The sequence below is a fragment of the Thermogemmatispora aurantia genome, from assembly GCF_008974285.1.
In the GTDB taxonomy this organism is placed as follows: Bacteria; Chloroflexota; Ktedonobacteria; order Ktedonobacterales; family Ktedonobacteraceae; genus Thermogemmatispora; species Thermogemmatispora aurantia.
Genome location: NZ_BKZV01000006.1, coordinates 175,548 through 190,502, shown reverse-complemented (window position 1 = coordinate 190,502; position 14,955 = coordinate 175,548). Strand labels below are relative to the sequence as shown.

General features: G+C 60.3%; 8 protein-coding genes. 6 read left to right on the top strand and 2 right to left on the bottom strand.

What is annotated here, in order from left to right; genetic code table 11:
• From KTAU_RS17970 to KTAU_RS17945, 6 genes are all read left to right on the top strand, one after another.
• On the top strand, positions 1-1,119 hold a 1,119-nt coding region (locus KTAU_RS17970), incomplete at its 5' end, for an ABC transporter substrate-binding protein (RefSeq protein WP_228026525.1).
• A 222-nt stretch (positions 1,120-1,341) separates the two neighbouring features.
• Entirely contained in the window at positions 1,342-2,340 is a 999-nt protein-coding gene (locus KTAU_RS17965) for an ABC transporter permease (protein WP_151729666.1), read from the top strand.
• A 2-nt stretch (positions 2,341-2,342) separates the two neighbouring features.
• Positions 2,343-3,332, top strand: a complete 990-nt coding sequence (locus KTAU_RS17960; RefSeq protein WP_151729665.1) for an ABC transporter permease — start codon at positions 2,343-2,345, stop codon at positions 3,330-3,332.
• Positions 3,333-3,534: 202 nt separating this feature from the next.
• Positions 3,535-4,959, top strand: a complete 1,425-nt coding sequence (locus KTAU_RS17955; RefSeq protein ID WP_151729664.1) for a GH1 family beta-glucosidase — start codon at positions 3,535-3,537, stop codon at positions 4,957-4,959.
• Positions 4,960-5,410: 451 nt separating this feature from the next.
• The gene (locus KTAU_RS17950) at positions 5,411-6,853 is read left to right on the top strand and encodes an APC family permease (RefSeq protein ID WP_151729663.1); all 1,443 of its coding nucleotides are present in this window, start codon (positions 5,411-5,413) and stop codon (positions 6,851-6,853) included.
• Between the two features lie 156 nt (positions 6,854-7,009).
• Positions 7,010-7,972: an acetamidase/formamidase family protein gene (locus KTAU_RS17945; protein ID WP_151729662.1), complete on the top strand. Its 963-nt coding sequence runs from the start codon at positions 7,010-7,012 to the stop codon at positions 7,970-7,972.
• Between the two features lie 128 nt (positions 7,973-8,100).
• Here KTAU_RS17945 and KTAU_RS17940 read toward each other — a convergent pair whose 3' ends face one another.
• A complete protein-coding gene (locus KTAU_RS17940) occupies positions 8,101-11,652 on the bottom strand; it encodes a DUF4012 domain-containing protein (RefSeq protein WP_151729661.1) in 3,552 nt (1,183 codons plus the stop codon).
• 457 nt (positions 11,653-12,109) lie between these two features.
• Positions 12,110-14,815, bottom strand: coding sequence for a M1 family aminopeptidase (locus tag KTAU_RS17935; RefSeq protein ID WP_151729660.1), 2,706 nt, complete (start codon positions 14,813-14,815; stop codon positions 12,110-12,112).
• Positions 14,816-14,955: the final 140 nt, after the last annotated feature.

The following is a 14,955-nucleotide window of genomic DNA, read 5'->3' as shown; positions in this document are numbered from 1 at the left end:
AACGACAAGAACCCTGTCGGCACCGGCCCCTACAAGCTGCGCAGCTTCTCCCCCGACCTGATCATCTACGACGTCAACCCTTCCTACTGGGGCAGCCAGCCCGCCGTCAAGCACATCTACGTCTACTCCGCCAAGGATAACACTACCGCTGTCACCAACATGATCCAGGGCAAGTACGACTGGATGGGCACGGGTTGGACACCGGCCTTCGACCAGCAGTTCAAGTCCAAGGACCCCCAGCACAATAAGACCTGGTTCTTCCCCAGCAATACCGTCATGCTCTATCTCAACCTCTACAAGGCCCCCTTCAACAATCTCCTCGTCCGTGAGGCCATCAGCGCCGCCATCAACCGCGACAACCTGCCGCAGGGCGTGGCTCTCTACGCGAAACCGGCTAATCCCACAGGAATTATCCCGGCCCGCAAGGATTGGATTGCGCCCGAGTACCAGAACGCGACGTTCCAGTACAGCGTCTCTCAGGCTCAGGCCTATCTCAAGCAGGCCGGCTACACCCAGCACAGCGATGGCTACTTCTACGACTCCAGCGGCAAGGTGCTCGGCTTCTCCATCATCGTCCCCAGCAGCTGGTCTGACTGGGCTCAGGACGTCCAGTTCATCGTTAACGACCTCAACAAGGCCGGCATCAAGGCCACGATGAACGGCGTCGCTGATGCCAACACCTACTTCAGCGCCATCTACGGGGGCAACTACGAGGCCGCCATCAGCTGGACCGACAAGGGTCCCACCCCCTACTACCCCTATCGCGATATGCTCAGCAGCAGCAACTCCGGCCCGATCGGTAAGTCGGTCTCCGGCTCGAATTTCGAGCGCTGGGATACGCACACCGCTGGGGCGCTGGCCACCCAGGTCGATCAGCTGCTCAAGCAGTACATGACGTCGACCGACCCCAATGTCCAGAAACAGGCCATTCAGGGCATCGAGAAGATCATGGTCGAGCAGCTGCCGGCCATCCCGCTGACGGTCAATGTGGACTGGGACGAGTACACGACCAAGCATTGGACCGGCTGGCCTGATGATAGCAATCCGTACGATGTTGGTCCGCCATATCAGTTGCCCGATGCAGCAAACGTCATCCTGCATCTGAAGCCAGCCTCCTGATCGTAGCGTTGCTTCTGGCCTGTCCTTTCGTAGTGCGTTCTTCCAGGACGTCCTTCCACCCCCGCTATTGGGGGTGGAAGGACGGTACTCTCTGCGCACTCTGGCCACTGTCCAGGTATGCTCCTTTCCTGCTCAGCTGGTCAACGTCAGCCTCTCCCTTCACTCTGGAGGAACGCGACATTGTTCCTATCCTGTCCTGACTTTCGGTCAAAGGAGTGATGTATGCGCTACCTATTGAGGCGCGCAGGCTTCTACCTGATTGCTCTTTGGGCTGCCGTTACCTTTAACTTTATTATTCCGCGCCTGATGCCCGGTGATCCGCTGCAGAACTATATCGCCAAGTTGCAGAACCAGGGACTGACGCAGGCGACCATTGCGGCCCTGCGTAAAGAGTTCGGCGCCGACCCTTCAGTTCCACTCTGGCATCAGTACCTGGATTATCTGAATGCGCTGCTCCACGGTCAGCTCGGGACCTCGACTTCGGAATTCCCCACACCTGTCGCCCAGATCCTTGCCCAGAGTTTACCCTGGACGATCTGCCTGGTGGGGATTGCTGTGTTGCTGAGCTTTATTATCGGAACGTTGCTCGGGGTTCTGTTCGCCTGGCGCCGTGGCTCCTGGTACGATACAACGCTGCCACCGGCTCTGACCTTCTTGTCTGCTATCCCCTACTTCTGGATGGCGTTGGCTCTGCTCTATGTTTTCGGCATGATGCTGAGCTGGTTTCCGACCAGCGATGCCTATGATCTGAGCAGTTTTCCTAATGGGCCGGAGTGGAGCCTTGATTTCATCCTCAGCATGGTACAACACGCAGCCTTGCCAGTGATCACGCTGATCATTGGGTCGCTGGCCCAATGGGTGCTGACTATGCGTAACGCCATGGTGACCACGCTCTCAGAGGACTACCTGCTGATGGCCCAGGCCAAGGGGCTGCCCGCATTGCGGGTGGTCTTTGCCTATGCAGCTCGCAATGCGATCTTGCCCAGCATCACGAGCTTCTCAATTTCGCTGGGCCTGGTGGTCAGTGGTTCCCTGCTGACAGAAATCGTCTTCAATTATCCAGGCATCGGCTACCATCTGTTCCGCGGCGCCTCGGAAAGCGATTATGCCCTGGTCGAAGGTGGTTTCCTGGTAGTAGCTCTGACGGTGCTGGCGGCGAATTTCCTGGCTGAGCTGGTCTACAGCGTGCTTGATCCACGCATCCGACATGGGAGGGCTTAGCGATGCAAGTGACCAATCTCGGGGAGTCTCCAGTCGATACAGCGGCGTTGATCGAGCAGGCCGATCAACGTCATCGTGGGCCGTTTCTAAATGCTCTGCGTTTGCTTTACCGCAATCCCAAGATTGCGGCGGGCCTGGGGATCTTGCTGCTCTTTGTGCTGATGGCTCTGGCCGCCCCTCTGTTGACGCCCTATCCGCCGGATGGCCCTCAAAGCCAGGTAGCTCACGGCGCTCAGCCGCCCAGCCGTGAGCATATTCTGGGGACCACGAGCCTGGGGCAGGACATGTTTTCGCAGATTGCCTATGGGGCCCGTGTCTCGCTGTTGATCGGCTTTGTGGCCGCTACTGGTTCCACCCTACTGCAGGTGATCTTTGGCCTCAGCTCCGCCTACTTCGGCGGCCTGATCGATGAGGTGCTCTCGCTGCTGATCAACGTTGTCCTGGTACTGCCCGGCCTGCCGCTGGCCATTGTTCTGGCCTCACTTGCCAATGCCAGTGGCGTGGGGAAGAATGAGTTCGTGATCGCCATGGTGCTGCTCTTTACCTCCTGGGCCTACGGGGCACGCGTGCTGCGCTCACAGACGCTCTCGCTGAAGGAGCGCGAGTTTGTGACGGCAGCGCGCTCAATGGGTGAGATGACCTGGCGCATGATCTTTCTGGAGATCCTGCCCAACGAGATTGCGCTGGTCGCTTCGACCTACGTCGGTACCTTCGTCTACGCCCTTGGCGCGGAGGTGGCCCTGGAGTTTCTCGGCCTGGGCGATGTCTCGCATGCAAGCTGGGGCTCGATCCTCTTCTGGGCCCAGTTGAATGGGGCCCTGATCACGGGCCAGTGGTGGCTGTTTGTGCCAGCCGGTGTCTGCGTGGCCCTTGTCTGCGGCGCGTTGACGCTGGTCAACTTCGGCATCGATGAGCTAGCCAACCCAAGCCTGCGCCAGGCCATGCCGCGTAAGCTGCGCAAACTGCTCAAGACCAGAGCTGTGGTTGCCTGACAGGTTTCTTTACCTGGCTTCGTTTGGATCATTGTCATTTATCATCTGTCACTCTTTTCTTCTTTTCGCTATCCATACGGGTATGAATGGATGCATCTACTCATCCAGGGATGGAAGCATATAGATTCAGGTGGCAGGTCAGACAGGAGGTAGGAGAGGAGGCTGAGCTACCTCCAGCTGCCGCCTCTATTAAGGAGGATCAATGAGCATTACCGGTCGTCCACAGGACCATCGTAGTTTCCCCGCCTCTCTGGCAGGGGGCAGTGACCTGGCTGGCGGCTTCCCGCCCGGTTTTCTCTGGGGAGCCGCCACGTCGGCTTATCAGATCGAGGGCGCGGCGCGCGAGGATGGACGCGCCCCTTCTATCTGGGATCGCTTTGTGGCCCGGCCCGGAGCGATTTTCCAGGGCCAGACTGGCGAGGTGGCCGCCGACCACTATCACCATATGGAGGAAGATGTGGCGCTGATGGCTCGCCTGAATCTGCGCGCTTACCGCTTTTCGATCTCCTGGCCACGGGTCCTGCCCCAGGGAACCGGCCCCGTCAATGAGCGGGGCCTTGCTTTCTACGAGCGTCTGGTGGATACCTTGCTCGCCCAGGGTATTGAGCCGCTGGTTACGCTCTACCATTGGGACTTGCCCGCCGCTCTTGAGGACCGCGGCGGCTGGCTCGTGCGCGAAACTGCTCAGGCGTTCGCCGAGTACGCCGAGGTGGTAGCCCGCCGCCTGGGCGATCGCGTCCGCTGGTGGCTCACACATAATGAGCCGTGGTGCAGTTCCTATTTGGGCTATGCTCTAGGTATCCATGCCCCCGGCATGCATGATAAGCAGCTCGCTATCCACGCCGGTCACCATATTCTGCTCTCTCATGGCCTGGCTGCACAGTGCCTGCGTTCGCTGCTTCCGCGCGAGGCGCAGATCGGTATCGCCCTCGATTTCTACCCGGTCTATGCCGCGGATGAGCGTCCCGAGACGCTGGCCGCCGTCCAGCAGGCGGACACCTTCCGCAATCGCTGGTTTCTTGATCCGCTATTTCATGCCGAGTATCCCGAGTTGCTCTTCAGTACGTTGGATGTGACGCCTCCTTTGATCCAGGCGAACGATCTGGCGGTGATCGCGACCCCGCTGGATTTCCTGGGCGTCAATTACTATAGTCGCATGCTTGTGCGCGGCGCAGGAGCCGGGTCCGCCGCCACTACTTCGGGAAATCCCAGCTATGAGGTGGTTGAGCGCATTCCCGGAGCCTCGTATACCGCTATGGGCTGGGAGATCTTTCCAGAAGGACTGGAAGTGATTCTGACACGCCTCCACCGTGAGTATGCTCCCAAGGCCCTGGTGGTGACAGAAAATGGTGCGGCCTTCGAGGATCACTGGCACACCGGCGAGGGCGTTCACGATTGGCAGCGGATTCATTATCTGCAGTTGCATATCGAGGCGCTGAGCCGCGTGCTTGCTCAGCAGGTACCGCTCAAGGGCTACATGGTCTGGTCCTTGCTGGACAACTTTGAGTGGGCTTTCGGCTACAGCAAGCGCTTTGGGCTGGTTTACGTCGATTATCCTAGCCAGCGGCGCATTATTAAGGATAGCGGTCAGTGGTATGCCTCGTTCATCGCCGCGCAGCGCCGCTAGCGCCTTGTCTGCGCCGGCCCCGGCCCCGGCCCGGCGCAAGGGCAGGCGAGCCGCTCGCCGCTGAGCATGGGCGAGCAGCCCGACGCCACCAGCTCCCCGCCTGCTGACTCCTCGCTGGTTGGTCAACAGCTGGCTATGCTCTGATTGAGCAGGCCACTGCTTCAGGTCAGGACCGATGGCAGCGCCGGCTCTCTTCTTCTCTCCCCCTCTCCTGCCCTGAGAGGTGCTGCTTCTGTCTTCTCTTTCGCTCCGGCCCGCCTGCCCTTTGCCCCCATCGCTGCCCGCCTGGAGGTTGCCTTCCGAGGCGAAATAGATTATCCTTTCAAGCGGGCAGCTTCACTGTTGCACGGTGCTGCCCTCAGCGCTGGCGTGGACAGGCAGCCGATAGAGCTGTGCCCCTTAGCCTGTCGCGTCGGGTGCCTCTCTGCGCCCTGATATCAGGAGGTTGCACTTGGAGCCAGAGAAAAGCGGTCTTCGCCGTGAATTGTCGTTTTTGGAGAGCATCGCGCTCTCTATTGGTATTATGGCGCCCACTGCGGCGATGGCGCTCAATGGCTCGTTGGCCGCCGGGATAACCGGTAGCGCTGTACCGCTGGCTTTCTTAATCGCCACAATCGCTGTTGGTCTGGCCAGCTTCTCGTTTATCCAGTTCAGCCGTTATCTGGCACACAGCGGCTCGGTCTATGCCTTTAACGGCATCGCTTTGGGGCCGCGCGTCGGCTTTTTTTCGGGCTGGGCTTTGCTTGGCACCTACCTCGCTTTTACTGGCGCTTCAACGGCTGAGGTCGGCAATTTCGCCCAGGCGTTTCTGGCTGGCCTGGGCTGGAGCGTGAGCTGGCTCCCGCTCGCTCTGGTAGCAGGTCTGCTGATCTGGTTCTTTGCCTACAGCCGCATCACGATCTCGACGCGCCTGACGCTGGCAATGGAGGGTATTTCGGTGCTGCTGATCGTGGCGCTGGTGGTGGTGATTCTGGTCCGCCTGGGCAGTCTTGGGCAGCTCTCACTGGCTCCCTTTACGCCCTCTGCCGAGCCACTCAATAGTGTGGCTTTGGCGGCGGTCTTCGGCTTCCTCTCCTTCGCGGGTTTCGAGGGGGCGGCTACGCTCGGCGAGGAGACGCACAATCCGCGCCGCAACATTCCCCTGGCGATCCTGGCGGCGGTCTTTGGAACGGGTCTTTTTTACATTGTCGTGACCTATGCTCAGACGTTGGGCTTTGGTCTGAGCCGGGCAGGGATCGCCAGTTTTGCCCAGTCGACGGCTCCGCTCGATGATCTGGCGCGCCACTACGTTGGGCGCCTGATGGCTGTCTTGCTCGATTTCGGAGCGACGATCAGCGCTTTTGCCAGCGCTCTGGGAACGGCCAACGCTGGGGCGCGTATCCTCTATGCGATGGGGCGCGACGGCTTTATCACGGAGCGCCTGGGGACAACCAGTCGACGCAGTGGCTCGCCAGCGTTGGCGGTGGCGGTCATCATGCTCTTTGACTTTGCAGTGGTGAGCATCTGGGGCCTGGCCCCGGGGATGACGGGAGCGACACTCTTCGGCTATCTGGGCACGATCGGGGTCTTTCTGATTCTGGTGGCCTATGGGCTGACGAACGTTGGGGCTATCTGGTTCTTCTTTCTGCGTCGACGTGTGTGGAGCTGGCAGTGGCTGATCCCGCTGCTCGCTATCGTCTTCTTGGGCTACACGCTCTACAGCAATATTTACCCGGTCCCGGCTCCGCCGTACAATATCTTTCCGTATGTGGCTCTGGCCTGGCTCCTGCTCGGACTGCTCTGCATCATCGCCAGCCCCGGTCTGGCCCAGCGCATCGGTCTGCATTTGGAGGAGAACGAGGGTCTGCATACAGAGGCTGCTGCGGAGGCGACTGCTCTCAGGCAGCCTCAGTAGGTCAGCGGCACGGCGCTGGCTTGAGCTGCTGCCAGGCCAGCTCAGGCACTTTATGAAGAGCATGGTTCAGCTTCAGTGAAGACCTGGCCGAACCGAACCGAACCGAACCGCACTGAACGCACAACTACGGCCAAAGAAAGGAGCTTGCTACCGGCCATGACGACAGACATTCCAAAAGCAGGGCGCACGATCCATATTCGGCGCGATCAGTGGCATCTGGCCTGGGATCACAGCATCCCGCCTATTGCTCGCATTAGCTCGGGCGAGGTGGTGGAGTTCGATATGCTGGAAGCTTCTTGCGGCCAGATCCAGGCCAATAGCACGGTTGAGGCCATTGGCTCGCTCGATTTCTCGCGCGTGGATCAGGTGCACGGCCCGATCTATGTGGAGGGGGCCGAGCCAGGGGATACGCTGGAGGTGGAGTTTCTTGATTTACAGCCAGCTGAATGGGGTTGGACAGGAGTGATTCCCGGCTTCGGCCTGCTGGCCGATGAGTTCCCCGAGCCGGCTCTCAAGATCTGGCATCTGGAGGGCGGCGCCGATGGCTGGGCCGAGTTCGCGCCCGGCATTCGTATTCCGCTGGCTCCCTTCTGTGGCGAGATCGGTCTGGCGCCGGGCCAGCCAGGGGCCCTGCCGACGATTCCGCCCTATCGCCACGGCGGCAATATGGACACACGCCATCTGACAAAGGGGACCCGCCTCTACCTACCAGTGGAGGTGCCCGGAGCGCTTTTCTCGATGGGCGATGGCCATGCCGCCCAGGGCGATGGCGAGGTCTGTGGTACCGCCATCGAGACGCCGATGCATGCAGTCGTACGCCTGACGGTGCATAAGGATCGCCCCGTACCGGAGCCACAGTATTTGACAGGCGGCCCGCTTATCCAGCGCACTAATACGGCCCCGTACTATGTGACCGACGGCATCGGCCCCGATCTGATGGAGGCCACGCGCAACGCGATCCGCCATATGATCGATCATCTGCAGCGCAACTATGGCCTGTCGCGCAGCGACGCTTATATGCTCTGCAGTGTGGCGGTGGACCTGAAGATCTGCGAGGTGGTGGATGCGCCTCACTGGGTGGTCGGGGCCTTCTTGCCCACGAGCATTTTCACGAAGTGAGGCCACGTCTCTGCGCTAAGCCGCCAGACCACAGGAAAGATTAAGGCCAGGAGTAAAGACGAGCTGCCGGCCCTCCTTTTCTTTCTCTCGGGAGGAAGAGGAGGGCCGGTCTCTTTAAGCGAGGTGCGCTAGCGACGCCGCCAGGTGGTGGCAGGCGCGGGTGCCACGGCGAGCTGGGCCAGCAGCAGGTTGACTGTCGTGGACGAGGCCGCCGCTACCGTAGAGCTGCTCTGAGCGCTGGCGTTCGAGGCGGCTTTAGGAGCAGTTTTCGTCGCAGTTTGTGGTCCCTTGAGCGTGATCACCTGGTCCTTATGGATGTCGCTGTGATAGTGCAGGGTGCTGACGCCCTTCAGATGCAGGGCGGTGGCGTCGATGGTAATGTCGACGGTCGGCACCATGCCGCCTTGCTTGCCCACCAGGACGCTGTAGATGTCAGCCGGATTTTTCAGGTTGATATGGGCATGCGGTACATACCATGAGAGCCGGATGTAGGAGGTGCAGTTTTTCGGCGTGACCGTCAGTCCTCCCCACATGGCCCGCCCGGGCAGGTCGCTCTGCAGGGCCGTCGGCGGTCCCACGCTGTCAACAGGAGGATTCTGGTAACGCGGCCCCAGGGCGTAGTTGCCGCTCGGGCAATAGCGCGAGCCGTCGGGCGGAATGTAGTTGTAGCTATCGCATTTGCTGCCCGTGGCTGGCGGCTTTGAGGAGGTGGAAGTGGTGCCCGTGGTCGCTTTAGGGATGCCAGTGCTGGCACTGCAGACAGGCTGACCGGAATCGAAACCTCCTCCATCGAGGAGCTGGGCACCCTCTGGGGCATAGACGCGGATGTAGTCGGTGTAGGCGTCGAAGCCGTAGACGGGGCCGCGCTGATCATACTCCAGGATGATGGTCAGATCGTGGGTGGCACCTCCCTGGGCATCGAGCGTAATGTTGTCCTGGAAGGTGCTATGGACGTATTGACTGGCTTTGTTGACGCTGATGTTGGCCTGCACGACGTGGAAGCCGTCGACGCTCTTGAAGCTGTTGATTGCTCCAGAGTAGCCTTGTTGGACCAGCCAGGCTTCGACAGCGGGATTGGTAAAGTACAGCTCCAGATCGCGGGCCTGGATGTCCCGGACCGCCCCTTTGACGATGTCCAGCAGCTTGCTGACTGGCAGATGGCGCACCTTGTCCAGTAGCAACTTGGCGACCAGCGAGGTGAAGGCTTTGCGGGCGTCGTGCAAGCCCTGGCCGGTGACTTGCTCTTGCCGCGCAATACCGGCAGGGTCCTGCTGATAGTAATGCAGGCGATCGGCCAGGTTCTGCGAGGTAATGGTCTCGCCGTAGTCCTTGACCACGATCGGCCCGGTTACATCAAGAATGTGAGCGATGAAGGTGGGCGTGAAGGCGATGTCCCCATCGACAGGACCGCCTCCTTCATCCTGGAAGACCTGGATGTTGATACGCGCTGTGGTGGGATAGTCACCGGAGACGTTGGAGTCGCGCAGGCCGAAGTTGCCCATGTGCATCCAGCTATAGCCCGGTGGGGCCTGCCGGCCCATCTGGAAGCCATTGCCGGCATAGTCCAGCTTGGCAACATCACGCAGGGCCAGGGACCCAACGATGCCATTCTGCACATCGACAACCCCGTACTGACCAGTAAAGCCACCGCCGGGACGCAGCTCGGCGTTGTCCATCGTCTGGAGCAGATAGCGACGATGTCCGTCGACCCCCAATAGCCAGGAGGCCAGAGGAATGAGCTGCTGCACCTGGTTGATCTGCTTCTGGACCTCGGGAAGGACTTTGACGATGCTGGCGATTTGCTCGCGCTGGTGGACATTGAGCATGGGAAGCTGCTTGAGATCGACGGAGCGCATTTGCTGCTCGATGTCGTCAATATAGTAGAGCGCATGCACCAGCGACCCCTGAACGGTGGCCACGTCCTGGGCGGTGAGCAGAGGTTTGGCATTGCTACTGGTGGTGAGCGGCGAGCCGTGGATGATGCTGGCGGCAAGCAGCCCGACATCGCTCATCTCATCGCCCATGCGCGAGACGTCAAGGGCTACCTGCACGAGGTGTCGCGCCATATCGAGGCTGGAAGCATACTCAGGGGCGAAGCGCTGAATCGCCTCACGGACGTCGTCGCGATCGACAAGCTGCTGGAGCTGGAGGAAGTCGCTGCCCGCCTGACGAAATTCTTGTTGGGCGCGTTGGAGCTTGTCGGCTTCTAAGGCTGCCAGGGGGTTGTTTTTGTCTAGCGTGAGGAGATCCTTGACATTCATGAGATGCTTGACGCCATCCTCAGCCAGACCTTTGACGTTGCTGTAGGCGCTGTACGCGGCTAAGGCCGCACCTACTGGAGGAAGCAGGCCAATGATAAGGGCCACCAGGATGGCAAGGGTGACATAGGTTCGAAAGCGATGACGCTTGCGTTGTACCTGAGTACGCTCCCGGCGACGCCCACGAAGGCGACGCAGCTGCTGGGTGAGACGCCGCTCCGCTATCGCGGGAGGCAGCCGTTTCTTTTCTCGGGCCTGGCCTGGGGCTAGCGGCAGAATGGTAGTCGGGACAGTGGCCAGATTGACCAGCCCGCTCTCACAGCCTGGAAACAGGGCAATTTCAGCCTCTTCCTGCAGGGGGGCTGGCAGCATCCGCTCATCGAGCAGGGTAGTGGGCAGCTCGTCGATCTCTGGGGAGAGTTTTTCTTCGCTGGCTACTCTTTCGGCCTCAGTTCCGCGTTGCTGCTCCGGCTCCTTGCCTGCTATCGTTTCTGGGGCCTCGGCAATCTCTGCCTCCAAACTGCGCGTCGGTGCTTCGGCCAGACCTCGCGCGCTGACGTCGCCCTGAGCTGGGACCGGCTCTTGTGTAGCCTGCTCACCCTCCAGAAGAGGGATAGTCGGGGTTTCTTCTTCCTTCTCCGGCCCTTCTAGAGGGATGGTCGGGGTCTGCTCCTCCTCTTCCCCCGCTTCAACTCTTCTTTCTTGAGCGCGCTCTCCCCTCTCTCCCTCTTCTGCGGCAGCCTGCTCGTGATCAGCTCGCTCAGCGGGGCGAGGATGGTTGTCGCCTTCTGCAGAGGCCAGCGGCTCTTCGTCGCTTAGGGAGAATGGGCGTCGCTTGTGTCCGTTTTGATCTTGATCGGCAGGGTGTGCTTCACCCTGGCCAGCAGCGATCGCCCCGAGAGTATCCGGCTGTCTCTGGGTGCGCACTCCTCGAACGACCTCTAATCTGGCTGTCGGTTCTTCTCCTTCAGCCAGCTCGTCTGCGCTCGTCGTCTCTCCCCCCACCGCTGCCGATGGCGTCCGGCCCGTACCGTTGGTACGCCGTTCCCCCTCACTCTGCTCTGCAGACGGCTTTTCTTGGGCGCCAGGCACTGGGGCTGGTACGCTGGTCAGCGGAGCCTCTACACTCTCTTCGACCAGGCTTCCTGGAAGGAGGGCGCGGAAGCCCCAGAGGCGCCCATCTGGGTGACGCTTGAGACACTTTTCAAGCAGCCGCTCTAAGGTTTGCCAGGAAAGGCGATATTGCTGGGTGATCTCTTCAATAGATCTGTCAGTGGTATAATAGTCGATTACAGCATTTTTACGTTGTTCGTAACGTTGCTTTTCTCGCTCTCCAAGGGAGGAGAGATCGGCCTCGGCCCAGGCCGCGAGATCGTCGCGACGTGGCCGTGGCGGAGAAGATGCGGCGCGTACCCCAGGCAAGGTTTTACCTCCATGCTTTTGCAGATCCACTAGCCTATTCAGAATTGACGACAGTCCTTATAAAGATCAGAGATAAGATGAGCCTTGAAGGCCAGCCTTTTCCTTTCTTTAGGAAAAGATCAGAGAGAAAGACATATGGTAAATGCTCGCCATCGGCGAGTTGCAGAGATGATCTTTTGATGGAACCAACCCGCCAGCAACGTTTAGCAATCACGGAGTATTGCGTAGTCAGCGGTTCTCCCCCTCTACTATACAGGACGCTTGAACCCCCACGGACGTTGCAAGTGCCGCTTATTATATCGGAACTTGTGCATATAACGAGGCAACGGTAGCATTTTTGGATAGGGAGCAAGGAAGCAAAAGAGCCGCCCAGCCAGGAACAGGCTACCCCTGCCTTAGACTCTGGGCGGCTCGTCCGCATCCAGCCCGACTACACCGGTGGATTACTCTCCGCGTTCTAGCTCGTTCTTTCCTGAGTGAGGCGCGTCTCTAATGAGGCAAGCTGCTCCTTGAGGCGGCGATTTTCCTCACGCAGTGCCTCCAGATCCTGACGCAGCTGACTGAGCTGCTCCTCCGTCTGTCCTGCGCTACGCAGCACATAGAGCGCCGCACGCATGCTGCGCAGGACACGGGTCTCCAGCTCTCGCGCGGCAGCTCGTTCCAGAGCGGGCACGGCTCGGCGCTCGCCGAAGAGCAGGAGGGCGAGCGCTGCCCCCTGGCGCACAGCCTCCCAGGGATCATGCTCGACTGCCTCGCAGAGACGAGTCACCGCCTGCTGCCAGGCAGCCTCACGATAGAGATGACGCTCGCGGGCCAGCACTTGCAGACCATGTGTGGCGGCCAGTCGCCACAGCGGCGGTTGACGGCTGGCATCGAGATAGTCTAAGAGGAGGGGGATGGCCCGTTCATCTCCGCAGCAGGCCAGGCCCTTAAAGATGCCCTGCTGCACATAGGCTTGCCACGATGGGCGCGAGATGGCCTGCTGCAGCACGTCAAGGACCCCGGCCACCCGTGTCCGGCCAAGGGCTTCCGCCGCCGCCCGCTCGACGAGATAGCTGACGTCGCCTTCGCTGACCAGTGGTCGCAGGGCCTCTGCCGCCCGCTGCGCCAGGAGACTCTGCTGCGGCACCTGATAACCACCCAAGGCCCGCGCGGCGGCGGCCCGCACGCGCGACCACTGCCGTGCCTCTAACTCGTGCAAGGCCCGCAAGAGGGCGGCCTGTGCTGCCTCTGTTCCCAATTCGCCCAGGGCCTTGGCTGCGGCACAGCGCACGCCCCAGAAGGGATCAGTGAAGAGTGCCTCCTCAAGAGCACGACGGCTGGCCTCATCTCCCTGCTTCGCCAGAGCCTCTGCTGCTTCAATGCGTCCCAGTACGTCGGGATCGTGAGCCAGCTGGTAGCGCAGCATGGAGGCAGGCCGCTCGAATTCGAGGGCCTTCAGCAGCCAGCCGTCGGGATCAAAGCGCACCATTACCGGCTCGCGCTCCAGTGGCACAAAGAAGGTCTGCGTGGTCTCACCGTTTTCACCAACGACCACCTGCAGCTTGATGGTTCGAGTTTTGTCGCTGCCATCAGCCACAGGCACGCTGAAAGCCAGGTCAACCGGTGTCACAAAACAGGGTGTGAGGTCATCGATGGTCTGGGTCTGCTTGATCGTCAGCCTGGCCAGATGACGCTCGCCATCCCAGGCATAGCTAACGGAGAAGGCGGGATAACCCGCTTGATAGAGCCATTGCTGAAAGAACTGCGCCAGGCTACGCCCGGTGACTTCCTCAAAGGTGCGCTCCAGGTCGGCTGTAATCACTTCGCGACCGCGGTGGCGCTCCAGATAGGCATGCAGGCCCCGGCGAAAGGCCGCGTCACCAAGCTGGTGGCGCAACATATGCAGCACCCAGGCCCCTTTGCAGTAGAGATGACGGTCAAATAGCTCGAAGCCATCGCGGTAGTAGCCGCGATAGACAACGGGCCGTCGGTAGTGCTTGTCTTCCTCAAAATAGAGGTGGGCCGCTTCCCGCATCATCCACTTAAACACATCACCGCCACGATCGTGCTCGACCCACAGATGTTCCAAATAGGTGGCGAAGCCTTCGTTGAGCCACCCTTCGGACCAGTCGCGGCAGGTCAGCAGATCACCGAACCACTGATGCGCCAATTCGTGAGCAACCGTGGTCACGGGGCCATCTTCACCCACATCGAGAGCAGCCTTTTGATCGAAGAGTAGCATGAAGCTGTGGGTGGTGGCCGTCGTATGCTCCATCGCCCCCCGATAGACCTCGATGACGCTCTGGGCATATTTGCGATAAGGATAGGGATAGTTGAGGTAGCGGCTGAAAAAGTCGATCATGGCCGGCGTCTTGCCCATCAGCAGGCGCGCATCTTCGCGGCGGTCGGGTCGCACATAGTAGGTGACGGGCAGCTCGCCGTAGCGATCTTCGACGACGGCGAAATCGCCAACCACGAGCGAGATCAGATAAGCAGGATGGGGGACGTCATGGCGCCAGTGATGGGTTTTGGTACCATCACCATTGTCGCGCACGTTGAGCAGCTCGCCGTTAGAGAGGGTCACGAACTGCGCCGGCACGGTCACAATGATTTCGCTGGTAGCGCGGTCGTTGGGTACCCAGTGGCAGGGGAACCAGTGGCGGTGGTACCAGGTCTGGCTGAAGGTCCAGGCCTGGACGGGCCGCGTCGGATCGTCAGGCGTGGGCTTATTGAAGTGCAAGCCGATGCGCGGCTGCGCCCAGTAGTGCACGCCAACAGTGAACGACTCGCCGTAGTGATACGGGCGGTCCAGGGTGACGATGAGACGCTCCGGTTCAATGCTGTAGCTCAGCGCGGTCCCGTTGTCGAGCATCACATGCTCGATTTGCAAGTCAACGGCGTCAAAAGCGATGCTGCGTACTTCGTCATAGAGAGCAGTAAAAGAGGTCCAGGCGGTGCCGCTGACCATCTCACGCTCGAAGTCAAGACGGATCTCCAGCTTGACATGGGTGATATCGGCGGGACGATCGGGAGCATAGTGGACACGGTCGCCAGGCAGCTCGAAGCCTCGCGCCCTGGGAGGCGGCCCCGCCAGGGCCTGCAGAGCGCTGCGCGTTGCTTCCAGCACACTCCACTCTTCAGCGTCGGTTATCGCAAAAGCGGCTCCACAACACTTTCTCATAGAGCAGCTCCTCTCTTGTTATGGCTTCACTTATCAGAATAAGAATGTTTTTTCTCTGCTTATTGTTCTAGTAGTACTATTACGTGCCTGCTGGTCAGCGGCAGGAAGGGTGGTCTCAGCCGTGAAGCCACGTGCAGTAG

Bases quoted from the DNA above. Each gene is read 5' to 3' on its own strand.
- KTAU_RS17955 (WP_151729664.1), top strand. From the start codon at position 3,535: ATGAGCATTACCGGTCGTCCACAGGACCATCGTAGTTTCCCCGCCTCT.
- KTAU_RS17960 (WP_151729665.1), top strand. From the start codon at position 2,343: ATGCAAGTGACCAATCTCGGGGAGTCTCCAGTCGATACAGCGGCGTTG.
- KTAU_RS17965 (WP_151729666.1), top strand. From the start codon at position 1,342: ATGCGCTACCTATTGAGGCGCGCAGGCTTCTACCTGATTGCTCTTTGG.
- KTAU_RS17945 (WP_151729662.1), top strand. From the start codon at position 7,010: ATGACGACAGACATTCCAAAAGCAGGGCGCACGATCCATATTCGGCGC.
- KTAU_RS17935 (WP_151729660.1), bottom strand. From the start codon at position 14,815: ATGAGAAAGTGTTGTGGAGCCGCTTTTGCGATAACCGACGCTGAAGAG.